This window comes from Bradyrhizobium sp. 27S5 (assembly GCF_037217225.1).
Taxonomy (GTDB): domain Bacteria; phylum Pseudomonadota; class Alphaproteobacteria; order Rhizobiales; family Xanthobacteraceae; genus Bradyrhizobium; species Bradyrhizobium septentrionale.
Genome location: NZ_CP147714.1, coordinates 4,596,630 through 4,614,598, shown reverse-complemented (window position 1 = coordinate 4,614,598; position 17,969 = coordinate 4,596,630). Strand labels below are relative to the sequence as shown.

Here is a 17,969-nt window from a genome sequence, read left to right as displayed (position 1 = left end):
GCAAACTGTCATCGAAGGCGCAGCGCCTGGCCGCGATGCCGCCGGCCGAATTCGAGGCCGCGCTCGATCGTCACCAGGAGGAAATGCGCGCCGGCGTCGGCCGCGTCGCCATGGACCTGGCAAAGGTCGGCGCCGAGGAAAAGGGCAGGGAGCATCGCCGCAACGTGGCGCAGGCGCTGTCTGACGCCTCGGCGCTGCAGCCGACCGGCCGCAAGTATCCGATCGTTTACGCCGATCCGCCCTGGCATCGGAACCAGGGCGTGACCAGCCGCTCCTATGAAAACCATTATCCGACCATGCCCTGGGCGGAGATCTGCGCGCTGCCGGTCAGGGACATGGTCCTGCCGGATGCCTGGCTGTTTCTCTGGATTCCGCGCGCCCATATGCTCGCCTGGCATGAGGCCGAGATCGAGGCGACGGATCTCCGGACCGGCGAGGTCATCATGGTCCGTGTCCAGATGCCGCTCGCCTCGGCCGTCGCGCTGTCGTGGGGCTTTGAGGCCTATTCGACCGCGTTCGTCTGGACCAAAAACGACGAGGAGCATCCGGACGAGGCCGGCGGCGCCGTCCTGGTGCGCGACCAGGACGAGATCCTGCTGCTGTTCAAGCGCGGCAAAGGCCTGCCGAAACCGGCAAGCGGCGAAAAGTTCGGCTCCAACCATCGCGAGCGATCGCGTCCGCTCGGTCATTCGCGCAAGCCGGAGCATTACCGGCGCATGATCGAGGCGATGGGCGGCGGCGTGCCGGTGCTCGAGCTGTTCGCCCGCGTCGATGCCGAGAATCCATTGCCGGCCGGCTGGGATGCGTGGGGCAACCAGGCGACGGCGACAGAAATCATTTCCCAAGCGATCGCGGGCGAGAGCTCGGCGCCTGACGGGGTGCCGGCGGGTATAGAACCGCCGCGCGATCGGACTGCCGATGGTCGGTCATCGGACGAGGCCGCAACGGGTAGCCATAGCGCTGCGGCCTCACAGTTAGCGGACGCCGGAGCTCACGCCGGCGATCGTCCAGCCCTTTCGGCCGACGTTGCCTCGTTGCCGATCGGGGAAGTCGCTTCGAGCGTCGCCGTTACCGGCCGCGCCGATACAGCCGAGCCGCCGGCGAACCGACCTGGGCGCGACATTTCCGACGACGGGCTCGATATCCCGGCATTCCTGCGCCGGACGCCGAAGCAGGCGCCAGCGCTCGTCGTCGCGCAATCTGAAATGGATCTCGCGCGCCGCGACCGCGCGCCGGCGGAGATCGTCGACGGCAAGCTGCAAACGCGATTGCCGCTGACCGAGGACGAATGCGCGCTGCGTGATTGCCTGGCGACGATCGACGCAGGCGGCAACGTCGATTGGTCGATCATGCGCCAGGCGATCGGCGCCGGTTTGTTGGACGTCTCGCCTAAGCATGGCGTTGTGGTGACCGACGCCGGTCGCGATTTCCTGGCGCAGCTGGTCGCATCGCCGGCGCCCCTCGAGCTCGAGGCGCGTGCGTGACCGACAAAGTCGCACTGTTCCGACAGATTGCCGCGGTCGAGACCGAGATCAAAGATCGCAGCGCCGGCGCGCGCTCGAGGCTCGATCGGTCTGCGTCGCAACGCCAATGCGACGGCCTCGAGGCCGGCGCAAAAACGCTGCGCTGGCTGCAGCAGAACGAGGCGCGCATCGCGGCGGCGACGTCGTGCGGGCTTCCGAGCTGCGCGATTTCGATGACCAGGCAGATCACTGCGGTCGAGACCGAGCTCAAAGATCGACGCAGCGGCGCGCGGGCCAAGCTGAGCTCGGCCGCTGCGATCTATCAACGCGACGGCCTCGAGGCCGCCGCGAATACGCTGCGCTGGCTGCAGCAAAACGAGGCGAGCATCAAAGGGGCATTACGGCAATGAAGCAAACGAAACTGGCATCGCTCGCGGAGAGCGCGATCAACGTCATTGTTGGCTTTGGCATTAGCCTCGCCGCGCAGATCTATTTCCTGCCGCTGCTCGGCGTCAGTGTCTCGATCGCGCAAAACGTCACGTTTGCCCTAATCATGACCGCGATCTCGATCTGCAGATCGTACCTGCTGCGCAGGCTTTTCGAGGCGCTGCATATCCGCCGGCCGCTGTCGCCGTTCCTGCAAGCCGTTATTGCCGAGCGCTTTCGCCAGATCGAGCGCGAGGGTTGGTCGACCGAGCATGATGACGGGTACGATCGCGGCACGCTTGCGAAGGCCGGCGCCAGCTACGTTCTGCACGCCGGCACGGAATCGCCGGCAGTGCCGCACGAATGGCCCTGGACGCGCGAATGGTGGAAGCCGGCAGGCTACCGACGCGACCTGGTCCGCGGCGTTGCTTTGGCGATCGCCGAGGGCGAGCGGTTCGATCGCAATCGCAATCCGACCAGTGTCCCGGCTCGATTGAGGCGACCGCTTGCTGCGCAGGAGCTCCGGCAATGACGCAGCTCGAGATCGCCGCGATCGCGGTCGGCGCCTTCGGAGTGTTCATGTTTGGCTATTCCCTCGGTTGGATGCAGCGCGGGCAGCGCTCGCGGATCTCGATCGATCGCGACGGCGAGTGCCTGCGCGTGAATCGGGTTTTGTCGCGCGCCGAGGTCGACGAGATCCGCCGCGTCTGGCGCGAGGCGGCGACGGAAGGGCGGGAGCTGCAATGAAAGTCTCAGCTGATCCGCGCAACCTGAATTTTTGGCGGAAACACTTCACTGACTTGCCTTTGACCGTCCAGCTCGACGGTCGAGAGATTCGGAACGTCGTTTTCGCTGACGATGAGGCCGGCATAGTCGAGGCGTATGCGGTCGCCAACGGCAACGACTTGGCGGTCTGCGAGTGTGGTCAGCGGGCCGTTTCGCAGCTGCTGTTCGGCGAGGTCGTTATCCTCGGAGCGCAGCGCGCATGAGCTCGACGCGGCACAAGTGGGGCGAGAAGGTTCGATTTCCGCTCAAGACCGAACAGCAATGCATCCGTTGCGACATGGTCAAGGTCGGCCGCCGTGAAGGCGGTCCCGCCGGCTATTGGGATGAGTTCTGGCGCGACGAGGAGCGCATCCATTGCACGGCGACGCCGCCCTGCGACGCGCGGCGCGAGGCAGTCGCAGCATGACCGAGAAACGCAAGCGCAATCCGGTCTGGACGGATCTCGAGGACGCAAAGCTGCTGCATGCGCGCGACGTCCTGGGCGTGCCTTGGAGCAAGATCGAGCAGCATATGCCGGGCCGATCGCGGGGCGGCTGCGAGCGCCGCTATTACACGGATCTGCAGACCGACAACCAGGCAACGCGGCGGAATTGGAAGGCGCTGGGGCTCGCGCCGCCGAGGCCGCGGAAGCCGTCGACGCCGCCGAGGCCTGTCGTTCCGGCGATCGTGCGGGCGCTCGTCGAGGTGCTGTCGCCGTCGATCGCGCCGGCCGCGCCTAAGCCCGTCATCGTCCAGGACAAGCAGGGGACTGCGGCACTGGCCGGCCTGCGCGAGCGCGCCGAGTTGCTCGCCAGGATCGCCGAGCGCGGTCTGACGGGCGGCGTGCTCGGAGATCCTCCGCCAGGCCGCAGCGCGCTCGACCAGCGCAGGGCGCAGCGCGGGGGCGGCAATGCCTCGAGCTAACGCGATCGTGCGCTGCCTGGCCGCCGGAGGGCCGCCGGCGATGACGCTCGCCGACGTGATCTGCCAGCTGGTCGTCAAGGGTGCCGAGCTCGGCGAGCTCGAGGAATACGAGATCCCGGATCTCGACGCGATCGCGGCCGGCGTCGTCGATCCGCCGCGGCTCAAACGGCGCTGTTTGCGCCGTGAATGGCTCGCGCGGCTCGTCGACGCGATCGAGCTCGACGCGTTCTCGCGGCTACAGGCGCGCGACATCGTCGACCGTCTGCTGCAGCCGCGGCCGTGAACTTTCAGTGTTTGTTGCGTCCAGCGTCTCCCGAATTCTCTCTGATTAGGAAGTTAAGATGACCGCGAAAAAGCGGGCGCGATTGCGCATCGGCTCTGACGTGGCGACCGGATGGGCGCGCAATCTCGAGCTGGGCAACCCTTACGCAAAAAGCGTGCTGCGCGCGCTCGGCGAGTATGTCGACGGCGAAGGAATGTGCTGGGTCGGCATTCCGCAGCTGGCAATGGACTGCGATCTATCGCAGGACACGGTGCGGCGGCGGCTCGCCTGGCTCGAGGACATCGGCGCAATCGGCCGGACGGGGCAATGGGTCGACGAGAACGGTCGCCGCAACGGTGAGGGCCGCGGCAAGCGCACAACGGATCTGGTCCGTCTGCTGGTCGACGCAGATACCGATGCGATCGAGGCGCGAGCTGCCGGTCGGGCCGTCGACGAAATGTCAGTGAATTCAACGGCGATTAGCCCTAGCTGGCAGCAAGGGCTAAATTCGGGTGCGGAAGTCGTTAGGACTCCGCCAGCCCTCGGCCAGCCCTCGCAGCTGTGCGACCAGCTAATCTCTGAACCTGAACCGGAGAATCCCCCTAAGTCCCCCTCCGGGGGATTTCCGGACGATCAAAAAACGATCGAGGAAAGCGAGCCGGTCGAGTTCGCGGCGGCATTCGAGAGCTATGTCGGGCATGAGGTCATGCGGCGCGACCTGGCCATCGAGGAGTTCCGCCTCCTGACGCAGGACGATCGCGCCTGGTGCGCTCATGCGGTGCCGCTCTACATGGCGAAGCTGCGCGAGCTCAAGCAGCGCCGGCCGCTGAATTTTCATCTCTGGGTGAGGACGCGCGGGTTTCGGGAATTCCCTGCGCCTGGTGCTGCGCCGGCGAAGGCAGCGCCTTCGCAACGGCGGTTCGTGCAAGGCGACGAGCTCAAGGGTCTGGCGGTGGCGATGCAGATCGCCGAGCGGCGCGAGCTGCGCACTATCCGCGAGCAGGATTATCTCGACGAGGGCGTCTGGACGCAGCTCGCGCCGCAGGCTGACCTGGCGGCAATGGCCGCGTTTGCTGGCGCCGATCGCGAGGCCTGGCAGGTCGTCGACCTCGGGACGCCGCAGTTTGCCGCCTGGCGCGATCGCCTGGCGCTCTGGATCGGCGCCGAGCCGCAGGCCGAGCGGATCTTTCTCGAGCCGTTTGATCCGACCGTTCACGGCGTCTCGGCGTCGAATCCGAATTTCCGTTTGAGGAAAGCAAAGCAGGGCTTTCGCGTGCCGGCGCCGTGGCCGCCGCGGCGCGATGGAACGTGGCAAGGCGCAGGGGAGAGCGAATGAACATGCAATACCGCAAGGGGCAGATCGTTGGATATGTCGAGGCCAACGATCGAATAGCGGTGCCGGCGATGCCTGCGAGCTGGCGCGTGCTGCAGGTCATGCCTGGCCGCGACGCAAAGGTCATCAAGGCTTTCGGCGAGCGCTGCATCAGCGGCTGGTCGCCGACCGTCGTTCATTTCGTCGAGCGCGGCAGCGGTCAACCTGCTCGGCGTCCGCATCTTGGCCGGCGGATCGAAAAGCCGTTTCTGCCTGGCCTGATCTTCCTGCCTGATTTCGAGCTCGGTCGTCTCGCCGAGATCCGCAGCATTCCTGACGTCGACAATCTGCTCGAGTTCGGAAAGCTGCGATCGTGGCTCAATGCGACCGAGATGCAGCTGCTGCGCGACATCGTCAAGATCGAGAACCTGCTGCCGTCACGGCGCCGATGGGCGCTAGCGCAGCTGTTCCTGCGGTATGGTTTCATCACGGTCGCCGAGGTCAAAGACGAAACCGAAGTGAGAGTAGGGCGCGAGATCCGTGTCGCCGATGGACTGTTCTCCGGCTTTCGAGCGCTGATCGAGCGAATTGACTCAAAAGGCCGACTCAGCGTCTTAGTCAGCGACGGAAAGCACGGCGTCAAGGTAAGCGGTTTGACCGAGGCGCAGATCGAGCTGATCGACTAATTCGCGGTGCGGTGCATGCGCGGCAGCTCGGCTAAAAGTGCAGAGCCTGATTCCAGGCGGGCGCGCGGAGCGCGCCGCAACCTCCACCAGATCCAACGCCGATCGCAGCTGATGCGGTCGGCGTTTTCATTTGCATAGGTTGTGCGGTAGCGCCTCGCGCTATCGCTGCCCTCCTTGGGCGTTTCCTCCCTAGACTTGAGGCCGATCATCGCAAGGTGGTCGGCCTTTCCTTTTGTGGATGCCGCAGCCGCCCTGGAAAGCCTGGTACAAGCTCGCGCGCTGGCAGGCGCTTCGCCTGCGCATCTTCCTGCGCGATCGCTACACGTGCCAGCGCAAGGGCTGCGGCAGGGTCGAGCCGAATACGTCGCTGTTGGTCTGCGACCATGTCATCCCGCATCGTGGTGATGCGCGCCTGTTCTGGGATGACGGCAACCTGCAGACGCTTTGCAAGGCATGCCACGACGGCGCCAAGCAGGCCGAGGAGCAGGCGAGCCTGCACACGCGCGGCGTCTGGGATTGAGAGGGGTAGGGGGGTGGGCATTTCCTCCGCGGGTGCCTCTTCCCGGACCGGCCCATCTCACACTGACGGGTTTTTTTCATCATGGCCGATGTTTTCGACCTGTTCGGCGATCCGGTGCCGTCCAACTGGGGGCAGCGCGGCCGGCCGGAGCATGTGCCGAGCCAGCAAAACCGGAATCGTGTCAGCCTGTTAGTCGCGCTCGGCTGGAACAACGCACGGATTGCGTCGGCGCTCTTCATCACGCAGCCGACGCTGCGGAAGCATTATTTTTCAGAGCTCAAATTCCGGGACGTCGCGCGCGATCGCTTGGTCGCACAGGTCGGCGTCAAACTGATGGACGGCGTCAACGCCGGCAACGTCTCGGCGATCCGGGAATTCCAGAAGTATCTCGAGCGCAACGATCTCATGCTGTACGGCCAGACGCAGAAGCCAGCCAAGGCGGCGCCAGCTGAAAAGGCGCCGGCCGAGAAGATCGGCAAGAAAGCCGCCGCGCTCGCCGCCGCGCACCAGCCCGACGCCGGCACGCCGCTCGGCGAGCTCATGATGCGCCGTCAGCAGGCAGGGACCTCGCACTGATGCTGCCCTCGATTGAGCCCGCGGCGCCGGCCGCTGCGACGTGGGATCTGTCCCGAGTCGATTGGGCCGAGCGCATCCGCGACGGCCGCTCGCTCATGCCGGATATGCCGCTGTTCGCCGGCGAGGCGGACATGGCGCAGGCGTTCTATGACGAGATCCAGCTTCCTGACGTGCCGGGCAAGCCGAAAATGCGGACCGCGTCCGGTCCGTGGTTTCGCGAGCTGGTGCGCGCCGCGTTCGGCAGCTGGGATGCGGCCAACCAGGTCCGGCATATCCGCGACATTCTCGCGCTGGTGCCGAAAGGATCGTCAAAAACGACCAACTCGGCGGCGCTGCTGATCGTCGCGATGCTGATGAACTATCGGCCTCGCGGCAAAGCGCTGTTTGTCGGTCCGACGCAGGCGATCTCGACGCGCGCCTATGACCAGGCGGTTGGCATGATCGAGGAGTCGCCGGATCTGAAACGGCGCTTTCGCACTCACGATCATGAGATGATGATCGAGGACCTGGTCACCAAGGCCGAGGCGCAGGTCAAAACTTTCGACGTCAACATCCTGACCGGCGCGATGGGCCTGTTTTTCGTGCTGCTCGACGAGATCCATCTGCTCGGATTCAACGCAAAGGGCGCCAAGGTACTGCGCCAGATCCGCGGCGGCCTCGACAAGACGCCGGAAGGCCTGCTCGTCATGACGACGACGCAGAGCGATGACATTCCAGCCGGGATCTTCAAGTCGGAGCTGAAATTCGCGCGCAATGTTCGTGACGGGAAGTATCGCGGCAAGGTCATTCGGCCGATGTTGCCGCTGCTCTACGAATTTCCGCAGGATATTGCGACGCTGACGCGCGAGGAGCGGAAAAACGGAGTCGAGCCGCGCTGGATGAACCCGGTCAACTGGCCGATGGTGATGCCGAACCTCGGCCGTTCAGGTCCGGCCCTGGCGGAGCTCGTCGCAGATTGGGAAGGCGAGCGCGACAAGGGCGAGGAAGCGATCCGGATCTGGGCGTCGCAGCATCTCAATATCGAGATCGGCCAGGGCATCAATAACGAGGGTTGGGGCGGCGCGGATCTCTGGGATGCGCAGGTCATCAGGGGACTCGACCTCGACGCGATCCTGGCGCGCTGCGAGGTCGTCACGATCGGAATCGACTCCGGCGGCCGCGACGACCTCCTCGGCCTGGCGGTGATTGGCCGCGAGCGCGGTACGCGGCATTGGCTGTCCTGGTCCTACGCCTGGGCAGATCCGATCGTCCTCGAGCGGCGGAAAGACATCGCGAACCAGCTGCAGGATTTCGTCGAGGAAGGGTCGATGACGATCGTCGACATGGCGGACGCGATCGCGGATCTCGGCGTCCTGGTCGCTCGCATTGTCGCGAGCGGCCTGCTGCCGCAGAAAAACGGCGTTGGCATCGATCCGAACCAGGCGGCGGCCATTATCGAGGCTTTGACCGCTGTCGGCGTGACCGACGACATGCTCCGGCGGCTGCTGCAGGGCTCGGCGCTCGCGCCGGCGGTTTATGGCCTCGATTTCAAGCTCGCCGACGCAACGTTCTGGCATGCCGGGCAAGGCCTCATGTCCTGGGTTGTCGGCAACGCCAAAACCGAGCGCCGCGGCAACGCGGACATGGTGACCAAGCAGGTCGCCGGCTCGGCCAAGATCGACCCGTTTATCGCGTTGCTCGAGGCCGCGATCCTCATGAGCTGGAATCCAACGGCCGGCCTGCTCGTGACCGGCGCTGACATCCTGACGGTGGTCTGATGGGAATTTTGAGGAGCGGGCTGGGCTCGGCGTTTCGTGCGGTCGCCAATGCGTTCGATCCTGGCGCGCCGCGCGACATGAGCGATCCGCAATATTGGGCGGATTTCGGGGGTCGCATGTCGCTCGCCGGGGTCGACGTCCGGGACAGCAACGTCAGCCAGCTCGGCGCCGTCCAGGCCGTGCGTCACGGCCTTACCTCGGCGATGAAATCGCTGCCGGCGTCGGTCTATCGGCGCGGCGCCAAAGGCGCGCGCGAGGCGCTGCCGGATCATCCGGTCACCAGACTATTTGCGGCCAGGCCGAACGGCCGCCAGACGCCGGCGGAGCTGGTCGGCGAGCTCGCCTGGAACGTTTCTTATTATCGGAATTCCTATTGTGCGATCGTGCCGCCGGGAGATCCGCGCGCCTCGAACTACTACGCGGTCGGCGGCCTCGAATGGCTGCATCCGCGGCGCCTGGCGATGGTCGAGCGCGGAATCGACGGCCATCTATATTACACGTTCAATCCGCCGGCGACGATCGTCCAGGGCGCGCAGTTGAAACAGACGACCTATCGCGACGACGAGCTCTGGCATATCCGCTCGAATCCGCTGCGCGAGGATGGCCTGCTCGGCGAGCCGATTTTCCATAGTGCGCGGAACGTCTTTGCGCGCGCGATCGCTGTGCATGACTACGGGGACATCTGGTTCAAGAATAACGGCCAGTCCGGCGGCACGCTCGAGCATCCCGGCGTGTTCAAGGACAAGGAAGAACGAAACACATTCCTCGAAAACTGGCGCGCTGCAGGGACCGGGCTGAACAGGCACAAGGACCGGTTGCTGACGCATGGCGTCAAATATAATCCGATCAAGGTGACCAATTCCGAGGCGCAGCTGCTCGAGACCGAGGACGCCGCCGACACTGCAGTTTTCGGCCTATGGAGTTACCCGCCGCATCGCGCCTCGCGCCTGAAACGCGCGACAAACAATAACGTCGAGCAGCAGTCGCTCGATTTTGTCGTCGGCTGTATGGCGCCGCTTGCGATCGAGCTCGAGCAGGGCGTCGAGCGGGATCTGCTGCTCGACAACGAAAACGGAAATCTGTTTTTCGAATTCAATTTCTTCGGCCTGCTGCGCGGCGATCTGCTGAATCGTTATCGGGCCTATCTGATCGGACGCCAGGGCGAATGGTTGTCTGCGAATGACATCCTGCGGTTTGAGAACATGTCGCCGCGGACCGATCCCGGCGGCAATGAGTACAAAAACCCGCTGACAAAGGACTCCGCCGGTGGCGCGCAGGGCGGCGACGATAAGGGCGGCGCCGGCGGCGGCTCGAGCTCTCCAAACGAGGACGGCAACAATGATTAAGATTGAAACCGCGGCGCCGGATCTGCGCCAAGTCCTGACGCAGATATCGTCAATCGACGCCCTGGTCGCGCTCGAGGTGTCGGCGCTCGCCGATTGCCTGGCTCGCGCCGAGCAGCGCCAGGCGCTCGTCGCAGCCGCGGCGGCGCAGGCCTCGAGCTCGGCGAGCAAGATCGCGCTGGTCTCGGTCGCCGGCGGACTGACGCCGCGCGGCAGTTGGTTCGGCTCGAGCCTGTCCGGCATTGCCGCGCAGGTCACGCGCGCGGCCGATGACCAGGACGTCGCCGGCATCGTCCTCGACGTCGATAGTCCTGGCGGAACGGTTTCGGGGACGGTCGAGGCGGCGACCGCGGTCGCTGCAGCCGCCGCGAAAAAGCCGGTCGTCGCGATCGCAAACACGCTCGCGGCCTCGGCTGCCTATTGGATCGCCTCGCAGGCCGGCGAGCTGGTGATGACGCCGTCCGCGGACGTCGGTTCGATCGGTGCGATGATTATGCATCAGGATATTTCCGGCTGGCTCGACCAGGTCGGGATCAAGATGACGATCGTCCGCTCGGAGCAATCGCCGAATAAGAACGAGGCGCATCCGTTTGCGCCGCTGTCGGACGAGGCGAGGGCCTATCTGCAGGGCCGCGCAAACGAGGCCGGCGCCGATTTCGTCAAGGCGGTCGCGAGCGGCCGGCGCGTGTCGCAAACCAAAGTCTGCGAGGAATTCGGTCAGGGCCGCATGGTCGGCGCGCGCGAGGCCGTCGCCCGTGGCATGGCCGACCGGATCGCAACGCTCGACCAGGTCATCGGCGGCATGCTGCAGCAGCGCTCGCCGCGGCCGAACTCGCGCCGGCGATCGGCGCTGGTATTTGATTAGCCGGGTCGTGCGCGTATAGGCGTAGAGCGGGCATGGCTCGACCGACTCAGAAACGCCTGCAAATGACCCCAAAGCGGACTACTGAGGTAGCTTGGCGAATGTCCTTTGGAAGCAGGAGGATGCTGATGCGCCCGCAGTCCCTTCTCGCAATAGCCGTTCTGGTCGCCATGATCGGACTTGGGGCTCTCGTCGTTTACGAGTATGTGCCCCATTAGCTTTAAGCCTGCGGAAACTGAGGCCTAACCCATATTGTGCTATAGTTGCTCACCGATTCTGGTCGGCGAAAATGGAAATGGCGAAGTCCTCAAAACTCATAGCCGTAAAGCGCGGTAAGGTTCTTTTGGTGCGGCGCAAGAGTGACCGGCTTTGGATGTTTCCTGGCGGTCGCAAGCGGCCACGCGAGACTGACAAAGACTGCCTGCGAAGAGAAATCAAAGAGGAGCTACCCAAGCTCAAGCTCGGGCGCGTCCGGCTCTGGAAGGAAGTAAAATCAAAGAACCGCCGCTCAGGCAGAAAGATGAGCGACGCGATCTTTGTCGCCAGAAAAACATCCGGTCCCCTGACCATTGGCGACAAGAAAGAGATCGACAAAGCCATCTGGCGTAAGCCGCGCGGCATTCGACTTACGCCCACGTCCCGGTATGTCAGGGACAAGCTCTTTCCGAAAAAGTAAGGCCGCCTCAGTTGGCGGCTCTCTCATCTTCGGTTCATGTCGCCTGCAGTTCATTGGTGAAGAGCGGACGCGCGTGTCCGGTTAGCGCGCCCTAAGGCGGCCGCTCACCCATTGCAGGCCAGCCGCCGAGGCCTTTTCATTTCAATTCCTGAGTTGCTCGACCCGCGCCGTCGCCTGGACAGCGGGAACGCGGGCTCTTTCTCCGTCCAGGCAAACCACACAACCAACCAGGAGTCATTGATCCATGCGAGTGGACATCAAGCAGCTGCGCCAGGCCCGCGCCAACAAGGCAAAGGACGGCAAAACCGCGCTCGAGCAGCTCAACGCGCTGCAGGGCAAGGCCAATCCGACCGAGGCCGAGACCGCGCAGGTCGGCGAGCTCGAGACCAAGGTCGACGCGCTCGAGGCCGAGGTCGCCGAGCTCGACAAGCAGATCTCGGCCGAGGAAAAGAAGCTGCGCCGGACGGCGCTGTTCGGCTCCTCAACCGCGCTCGGCGGTCCGGCGCTGGCGACCGTCGTCAACGACATCAATCCGGAGCGGACCGGCGGTTTCCGCAGCGTCGCGGAATTCGCGGTTTCGGTCCGTAATGCCATGACCGGCGGCGGCCTCGATCCGCGTCTCGGCGCGGCGCCGAGCAATTTCCAGCAGAACCAGGGCGGCAGCGGCGAGGGCTTCCTGGTGCCGACCGAGTATCGCGAGCAGATCTGGGCGCTCGTTTTCGACGACCAGAACCTGCTCGGTTTCTGCAATCCGGAGCCGACGCAGGGCAACTCGATCGCGATCGCAAAGGACGAGACCACGCCCTGGGGCGCGTCCGGCGTCCAGGCGGCCTGGCGCTCTGAGGGCACGCAGCTAATTGCGACCAAGGCGGCGATGACCGGCGAGATCATCCAGCTGCATGAGCTCTATGCCTTCGTGCTGGCCTCGCAGGAGGTCCTCGACGATGCGCCGCGGTTGCAGAACCGCATCTTTAACCAGGCCGCCAACGCGATCCGCTGGAAAGCGTTTGAAGCGGTCATGACCGGCGACGGCAAGGGCAAGCCGCTCGGTTTCATGAATTCGCCAGCGCTGGTGACGGTCGCAAAGGAGGGCGGCCAGGCCACGGATACGATCACGGTCCCCAACGTCCTCAAGATGTATTCGCGTCTGCTGCGGATGGGTGGCCGGCCGATGTGGCTCGGCAATTCCGACATTCTGCCGCAGGTCGGTCAGCTGACGATCGGCAACGTGCCGGCGTGGCTGCCGCTGAATCAGCCGCTCGCCGGCGCGCCGGATGGCGGCGTTTTCCTCGGCCGTCCGCTGATCTTCAACGAGCACAGTGCAACGCTCGGCGACCTCGGCGACCTGACCTGCGTCGACCTCTCGGGCTATGCGCTCGCGACCAAGGCCGGCGGCGGCATCGATTTCGCCGCCTCGATCCATCTGTTCTTTGACTACAACCTGGCGGCCTTCCGCTGGATCTTCCGGATGGGCGGTCAGCCTTACCTGTCGGCGCCGGTCGCGCCGGCCAAGGGCGCTAACACCAAGTCGCATTTCGTCGCGCTCGAGGCGCGCTGATCGAGCTCGGCGAGCTCGTCGGACAATGACGGCGCGCCGGCCTGGCCTGGCCGGCGCGAGTAACAGCCGCGTTTCGTTTCCCAACCATGAGGAGTGCAAATGCACACCAATCTCAAACCGTCGCAGCGCGTCAGCGTCGTCGACTCGATCAACCCGCAATCGTCCGCTGCCGCGCTGACCACGGGCTGGATCGATGCCGGCAAGTTCCACAACTACATGGCCGTGATCTCGCTCGGCGCGCTCGGCGCTGCAGCGACAGTCGACGCCAAGATCCAGCAGGCGACCTCGGCCGCCGGTGCCGGCGCAAAGGACATCGCCGGCAAGGCGATCACTCAGCGCACGAAAGCCGGCGCGGACGATAACAAACAGGTCCTGATTAACCTCAAGCAGGAAGATCTGGACATCAATAACGGCTTTGGCTTTTTCCAGGTGCAGGTGACGCCTGCCGTCGCCGCGAGCCTGGTCGGCTGCTCCGTGCTCGGTTTCGACGCCCGGTACGGGTTCGCGACCGACAACGATGCGGCGTCTGTCGCCGAGTTCGTCGGCTGATCCAGCTGGCGCCTCGGCCGCACCAGGCCGAGGCGCCTCTTTTCCTTTTCCGGCAGGGCTTCCCGACATGCTCCGCATCTCTCAGCGTCCGGCGGGCTATCCCGTCACACTCGACGAGGCCAAGGCGCAGCTGCGCGTCTCGAGCACGAAAAACGACGCTTTGATCTCCGGCCTGATCGGCGCGGCAACGGGGCACTGTGAGGCCCTGGTCCAGCGCGCTTTTGTGCCGCGGACGTTCCAATGGGTGCTGCCGTGCTGGCGGCCTGTGATCGAGATCCCGATCGCGCCGGTCGTCTATGATGCGATCCATTCGATCAAGTTTGTCGATTGGGCGACCGAGACGCAGCAGACGCTCGATCCGGCGAGCTATGTCGTGCAAACCGCAGGCGACAGCGTCCGCATCTTCCCGAAATTCGGCGTGTCCTGGCCGCTCGCGTTCTCGCATGCGCCGGAGCCGATCGTCATCGAATTCGATGCCGGTTACGAGGATCTCGACGACCTGCCGGCGATCGTCAAAACCTGCATCCTGTTGCAGATCCGGCATCTCTACAGCATCGGCGAGACAAATCCCGCGCTGGTGCGCGATCTCGTCATCGGCGTCAGCGACAAGGCCTGGCAATTGTCGCCAGACGTCAAAACGCTGATCCCTGACGCGGTCTCGCTCCTCATGCTGTCGGAGGTCTGGTGATGGCCGATCGCATCCTCAAGGCGCCGCGCAACGTGCGGACGCTGCTGTTCTGGCCGGCCAAGGCGCCGGAGGAAGTCGTCGAGCGGGGTTTCGATTGGTCCGACGTTCTGCTCTCGCCGGCCGAGCGCGCGCGCCTGGCGGCCGGCGAGACCGTGACGCCGGCGGACGGCATCAAGGCCTCGAGCTATGTGCTGCCGCAGGGCATCGTCGCCAGCGCCTCGAGCAACACGGCGACCGTCGCGCTGGTGACGCTGACCGGCGGTGAGCTCGGCCGCGTCTACAGCGTCGCAAACCGGATCGAGACTGCAAAAGGTCAGCAGCTCGAGCGCGTCGTCAAGCTGCGCATCCGCGCGAAATGAGCTCGCGATGGACCGCGTCACGGCGCTGGTCGCGATCGCGCATCTGAAATTGCGGCTCGAGCTGCTCGAGCGGCATCCGGAGATCCTGGAGGGAATCGACATGATCGACATCAAACGGCCGATCGAGCTCGCCGGCATGCGCTCGCGCCTGGCGCGGGCAAAGAAGCTCGAGACGGATATCGGCGTCACGGGCCAGCGCTATGATCGCGTCCTCGACAAGATCGACGAGCAGCATAAGGCGCTGCAGGGGCACGCCGGCGAGCTCGAGAACAACTCGGCGCAGCTCGAGCAGCTGCTCGGCTCCATGATCGCGGGGGACAATGGCGGCCCAAACGATGGCGAGGCCGGCTCGAGCGGCTCCGAGGTCGGCCAGGTCATTACCAGCAAGGTTGACGGCCAGTGACGCCGGACGAGTCCCTCGACCAGCATATCCGCGCGCTCGAGGAGAACGGCGAGACCGTCCTGGTCCGACGTTACGCCGGCGTCGGGCCGGCGCGGGCCGTCGCGAAAGAGGCGGCCGTCCTGGCGAAGGTCAAGGGCTATCAGCCGGCGGAGATCGTCGGCGAGATCCGCCAGGGCGACAGACATGTCATCCTGCTGAATGATCCCTCGGCGGCGGTGCCGGACGGCAAGGTTGCCTTGTCGACCATGCTGCCTCTGACGGATCGAGATTTCCTGGTGATCGCCGGCGCCGAGGTCAGCATCAAGGGCGTCGACGACGCGACCAGGTGCGTCCAGGGCCAGATCATCGCTTTCGAGATTCAGGTCCGCGGCTGATGGGCAAGGTATTCGACGAGGCCGATTACCAGCGCAGGCTCGACGCGGCGCGCAATGGGATCTCGACCAGTGAGGAGCTCCGTTTCGTCATCACGGGCGACCTGGCCGGCCTCAACGCGCGCAAGGCGTTCCAGGAGGCGAAAGAGCGCGCGCTGCAAAAGGCGCGGGCCAAGATGCTGCAGCGTATCGACCAGGAGATGACCGATCGCGACCGCGACGGCGTTTTGCCGACAGAGGTCGAGGAGATCGTCACAGGTCCGCATGATGAGCTCGTTTCGGTCGATGGTTGATGCGCATCGTTTTCCGCTACCTGGCGATGCAGGACATCGTCGATTTCGCGATCGAGACGCTGCGACAGCGATCGCCGGTCGGATCTGTCGACGATCCGCATCCCGGTCTCTACCGGGATAGCCACACGGTTTTTCTAAATGGTCATGTCGTCAGCGACGTTTCGGCTTTCCGGCGCGGCGACCAGATCAATATCTCCAACCCGGTTCCTTACTCGCGCAAGATCGAGATCGGCCGGATGAAAATGAAGGTCGAGCCGAAGGTCTATCAGGAAACGGCGCTGCTGGTCGCGGCGCGGTTCGGCAATCGCGCCGCAGTGAAATTTACGTTCATGCCGGTCCGGTTCGGCGACGTCGCGGCCTATGCCGCGTTCTCGCAGCAGATCAAGGCCGGCCGGCGCCGCATGTCGGACAAGGCGCGCCAGGACTGGCTCGTCCGGCAGCCGGCCCTCGAGATCCGGGCACGCTAGAGGTTATTCCCATGGCTGATTATGCCGGCGCCGTCGCAGCGATGCGCGCGCGCTATGTAGACGGGTTCACGGCGGCGCCGAGCTCGTTCCAGAATGAAGATCCGCCGCAGGCGCCCTGGCCGCCGCAGGGCGCGCCCTGGTGCTATTTCGAGGTCGTCGAGACCTTGCGGCGCAAGCGCGGCGTCGGCACGCCTGGCAATCAAACCTGGCTCGTTACTGGCAACATCTTCGTGCATGTGTTCGTGCCGAAGGGCTACGGGTTCGCCGCGCATCTCGCGCTCGCCGGCCAGGCCGGCGACCTGTTCAAAGACGCGACGTTCTACAACGCCGAGCCTGGCGCTTGCGTGCGCTGCTGGGGCGAGAACGGCGAGGGGCCGACCGTCCAGGGCGGCGACGGCGCCTCCGACGACGGCAACTGGTTCGGCCTGGTTGTCGTGATTCCTTTCCAGTTCTTTTTCATCGGCTGATCCAAACAGGAGACTGATCGCATGGTCTATCAAAGCAATTCTGCCGGCCGCATCGCCTATAAGGCGCAGGCTGGCCTCGGCCAGATCGCCGCGGGCGGCGCCGGCGCCACTGCGCTGCCGATCTCCGGCGGTGCAGGTGCCAAGCTGTCGAAAGCTGCGACGGAATCGCAGACGATCCGTAACGACGGCATGTCGATCCGCGGCCGGCACGGCACGCAGAAAACCTCGTCGAGCTACAACGCCGAAATGTGGCTCGGCTCGCATGACGCGATCCTCGAGGCGATCATGCGCGGCACGTGGGATGCGACGGCGCTCAGCAAGACGCAGGCCGATTTCACGTCATTGACGACGGTCGCGGACGGCATTGTTTTCGCCAGCGGCTCGCCGATCGATATGGGCTTCAAGGTCGGCGATATCATCCGCGCGACCAATCTACCGGACGCAGGCAACAATGGCCGCAATCTGCGGATCTCGGCGCTGTCCTCGACCAAGATCACGGTGCCGGAGACGCTGGTCGTCAATGCGGCGCCGGATACGAATTGCACGATCGCGCGGCCAGGCAAGCGCCTGGTCAACCCGGCCGCACTGGTCCGCCGCTATTTCGGGATCGAGGAATTCGAGAGCGACATCGGCAAGGCGACCGTGCTCGACGATTTCGTCTGGGGCACGGGCAAATTCTCGATGGCGCCGAACGGGATCATCACGTTCGATCCCGGCGGCATCGGGACCGGCAAGATCCGGCCATTGGAGGCCGCATACTTCACCAACCCGGCGGAGACAGCCGGGACGCCGTTCGCCGTCGTCGACGCGACGATCCGCCTCGGCGGCGTCGACCTGGTCGAGCTGACGTCGTTCGATCTGTCGCTGGATATCCAGCCGAGCGCGCCGGATGCGTTCGGCTCCGGCAACATCAAGTATGCGCCGGACGTGTTCACGGGGCCGCTGCGGGTTTCGCTCAACCTGACCATGCTGCGAAAGGATCTGCAGCTGCTCGCCGATTTCGTCGGCGAAACGCAGTATTCGCTCAACATCCTGGCCGTCGACAACATGAGCGAGCCGAAAGATTTCATGTCGATCACGGTGCCGAATTTCACGCTCGGCGGCGTCGATCCCTCGGCACTCTCCAAGCAGGGCGGCGGTCGCACGCAGACGATCACGATCCCGCCGGCGCTGGTCGGCATCGATACCTCGGCGACCGGCAATAACAGCATGATCTCGTTTCAGACCACCGCTGCAGCGTAG

Annotated in this window: 26 protein-coding genes; all 26 read left to right on the top strand. The window is 64.8% G+C overall.

The window, feature by feature from the left end; genetic code table 11:
- Positions 1–35: 35 nt before the first annotated feature.
- The 26 genes from WDM24_RS21510 (at position 36) to WDM24_RS21385 (ending at position 17,969) form a co-directional block, all read left to right on the top strand.
- On the top strand, positions 36–1,484 hold the full coding sequence (locus WDM24_RS21510; RefSeq protein ID WP_338826739.1) for a hypothetical protein: 1,449 nt from the start codon (positions 36–38) through the stop codon (positions 1,482–1,484).
- Positions 1,481–1,873, top strand: coding sequence for a hypothetical protein (locus tag WDM24_RS21505; protein ID WP_338826738.1), 393 nt, complete (start codon positions 1,481–1,483; stop codon positions 1,871–1,873). Before WDM24_RS21510 ends, WDM24_RS21505 begins: the two co-directional genes overlap by 4 nt.
- A complete protein-coding gene (locus tag WDM24_RS21500) occupies positions 1,870–2,421 on the top strand; it encodes a DUF7220 family protein (protein ID WP_338826737.1) in 552 nt (183 codons plus the stop codon). The genes WDM24_RS21505 and WDM24_RS21500 overlap by 4 nt, the downstream gene beginning before the upstream one ends.
- Positions 2,418–2,636 (top strand): hypothetical protein, encoded by a 219-nt coding sequence (locus tag WDM24_RS21495; protein WP_338826736.1) that lies wholly within the window; start codon positions 2,418–2,420, stop codon positions 2,634–2,636. Before WDM24_RS21500 ends, WDM24_RS21495 begins: the two co-directional genes overlap by 4 nt.
- Positions 2,633–2,878 (top strand): hypothetical protein, encoded by a 246-nt coding sequence (locus WDM24_RS21490; RefSeq protein WP_338826734.1) that lies wholly within the window; start codon positions 2,633–2,635, stop codon positions 2,876–2,878. Before WDM24_RS21495 ends, WDM24_RS21490 begins: the two co-directional genes overlap by 4 nt.
- On the top strand, positions 2,875–3,081 hold the full coding sequence (locus tag WDM24_RS21485; protein ID WP_338826732.1) for a hypothetical protein: 207 nt from the start codon (positions 2,875–2,877) through the stop codon (positions 3,079–3,081). The genes WDM24_RS21490 and WDM24_RS21485 overlap by 4 nt, the downstream gene beginning before the upstream one ends.
- Positions 3,078–3,578, top strand: a complete 501-nt coding sequence (locus WDM24_RS21480) for an SANT/Myb-like DNA-binding domain-containing protein (protein ID WP_338826730.1) — start codon at positions 3,078–3,080, stop codon at positions 3,576–3,578. The genes WDM24_RS21485 and WDM24_RS21480 overlap by 4 nt, the downstream gene beginning before the upstream one ends.
- A gap of 40 nt (positions 3,579–3,618) precedes the next feature.
- Positions 3,619–3,861 (top strand): hypothetical protein, encoded by a 243-nt coding sequence (locus WDM24_RS21475; RefSeq protein WP_338826728.1) that lies wholly within the window; start codon positions 3,619–3,621, stop codon positions 3,859–3,861.
- Between the two features lie 154 nt (positions 3,862–4,015).
- Entirely contained in the window at positions 4,016–5,176 is a 1,161-nt protein-coding gene (locus WDM24_RS21470) for a hypothetical protein (protein WP_414645617.1), read from the top strand.
- On the top strand, positions 5,173–5,838 hold the full coding sequence (gene nusG, locus WDM24_RS21465; RefSeq protein ID WP_338826725.1) for a hypothetical protein: 666 nt from the start codon (positions 5,173–5,175) through the stop codon (positions 5,836–5,838). The genes WDM24_RS21470 and nusG overlap by 4 nt, the downstream gene beginning before the upstream one ends.
- A 238-nt stretch (positions 5,839–6,076) precedes the next feature.
- Entirely contained in the window at positions 6,077–6,358 is a 282-nt protein-coding gene (locus tag WDM24_RS21460; protein ID WP_338826723.1) for an HNH endonuclease, read from the top strand.
- A gap of 81 nt (positions 6,359–6,439) precedes the next feature.
- Positions 6,440–6,934, top strand: a complete 495-nt coding sequence (locus WDM24_RS21455) for a hypothetical protein (RefSeq protein ID WP_166205243.1) — start codon at positions 6,440–6,442, stop codon at positions 6,932–6,934.
- Entirely contained in the window at positions 6,934–8,691 is a 1,758-nt protein-coding gene (locus WDM24_RS21450; protein WP_338700725.1) for a terminase TerL endonuclease subunit, read from the top strand. Before WDM24_RS21455 ends, WDM24_RS21450 begins: the two co-directional genes overlap by 1 nt.
- Entirely contained in the window at positions 8,691–10,037 is a 1,347-nt protein-coding gene (locus WDM24_RS21445) for a phage portal protein (RefSeq protein ID WP_338700727.1), read from the top strand. The genes WDM24_RS21450 and WDM24_RS21445 overlap by 1 nt, the downstream gene beginning before the upstream one ends.
- Positions 10,030–10,899: a S49 family peptidase gene (locus tag WDM24_RS21440; RefSeq protein ID WP_338826722.1), complete on the top strand. Its 870-nt coding sequence runs from the start codon at positions 10,030–10,032 to the stop codon at positions 10,897–10,899. Before WDM24_RS21445 ends, WDM24_RS21440 begins: the two co-directional genes overlap by 8 nt.
- Before the next feature lie 292 nt (positions 10,900–11,191).
- Positions 11,192–11,572, top strand: coding sequence for an NUDIX hydrolase (locus WDM24_RS21435; protein WP_166205240.1), 381 nt, complete (start codon positions 11,192–11,194; stop codon positions 11,570–11,572).
- 244 nt (positions 11,573–11,816) lie between these two features.
- Positions 11,817–13,130 carry a phage major capsid protein gene (locus tag WDM24_RS21430; RefSeq protein ID WP_338826721.1) on the top strand — a complete coding sequence of 438 codons (1,314 nt, stop codon included), beginning with the start codon at positions 11,817–11,819 and terminating at the stop codon, positions 13,128–13,130.
- 99 nt (positions 13,131–13,229) lie between these two features.
- Entirely contained in the window at positions 13,230–13,679 is a 450-nt protein-coding gene (locus tag WDM24_RS21425) for a hypothetical protein (protein ID WP_338826719.1), read from the top strand.
- 67 nt (positions 13,680–13,746) lie between these two features.
- Positions 13,747–14,367 carry a head-tail connector protein gene (locus WDM24_RS21420; RefSeq protein WP_166204825.1) on the top strand — a complete coding sequence of 207 codons (621 nt, stop codon included), beginning with the start codon at positions 13,747–13,749 and terminating at the stop codon, positions 14,365–14,367.
- Positions 14,367–14,726, top strand: coding sequence for a hypothetical protein (locus WDM24_RS21415; RefSeq protein ID WP_166204827.1), 360 nt, complete (start codon positions 14,367–14,369; stop codon positions 14,724–14,726). The genes WDM24_RS21420 and WDM24_RS21415 overlap by 1 nt, the downstream gene beginning before the upstream one ends.
- 7 nt (positions 14,727–14,733) lie before the next feature.
- Positions 14,734–15,129, top strand: coding sequence for a hypothetical protein (locus tag WDM24_RS21410; RefSeq protein ID WP_166204829.1), 396 nt, complete (start codon positions 14,734–14,736; stop codon positions 15,127–15,129).
- The gene (locus tag WDM24_RS21405) at positions 15,126–15,503 is read left to right on the top strand and encodes a hypothetical protein (RefSeq protein WP_166204830.1); all 378 of its coding nucleotides are present in this window, start codon (positions 15,126–15,128) and stop codon (positions 15,501–15,503) included. Before WDM24_RS21410 ends, WDM24_RS21405 begins: the two co-directional genes overlap by 4 nt.
- Positions 15,503–15,793 (top strand): hypothetical protein, encoded by a 291-nt coding sequence (locus WDM24_RS21400; protein WP_029084762.1) that lies wholly within the window; start codon positions 15,503–15,505, stop codon positions 15,791–15,793. Before WDM24_RS21405 ends, WDM24_RS21400 begins: the two co-directional genes overlap by 1 nt.
- The gene (locus tag WDM24_RS21395) at positions 15,793–16,260 is read left to right on the top strand and encodes a hypothetical protein (protein WP_338826716.1); all 468 of its coding nucleotides are present in this window, start codon (positions 15,793–15,795) and stop codon (positions 16,258–16,260) included. The genes WDM24_RS21400 and WDM24_RS21395 overlap by 1 nt, the downstream gene beginning before the upstream one ends.
- Positions 16,261–16,271: 11 nt before the next feature.
- Complete coding sequence (locus WDM24_RS21390) at positions 16,272–16,727, top strand: hypothetical protein (protein ID WP_338826715.1); 456 nt, start codon at positions 16,272–16,274, stop codon at positions 16,725–16,727.
- A 21-nt stretch (positions 16,728–16,748) separates the two neighbouring features.
- Positions 16,749–17,969 (top strand): phage tail tube protein, encoded by a 1,221-nt coding sequence (locus WDM24_RS21385; RefSeq protein WP_338826714.1) that lies wholly within the window; start codon positions 16,749–16,751, stop codon positions 17,967–17,969.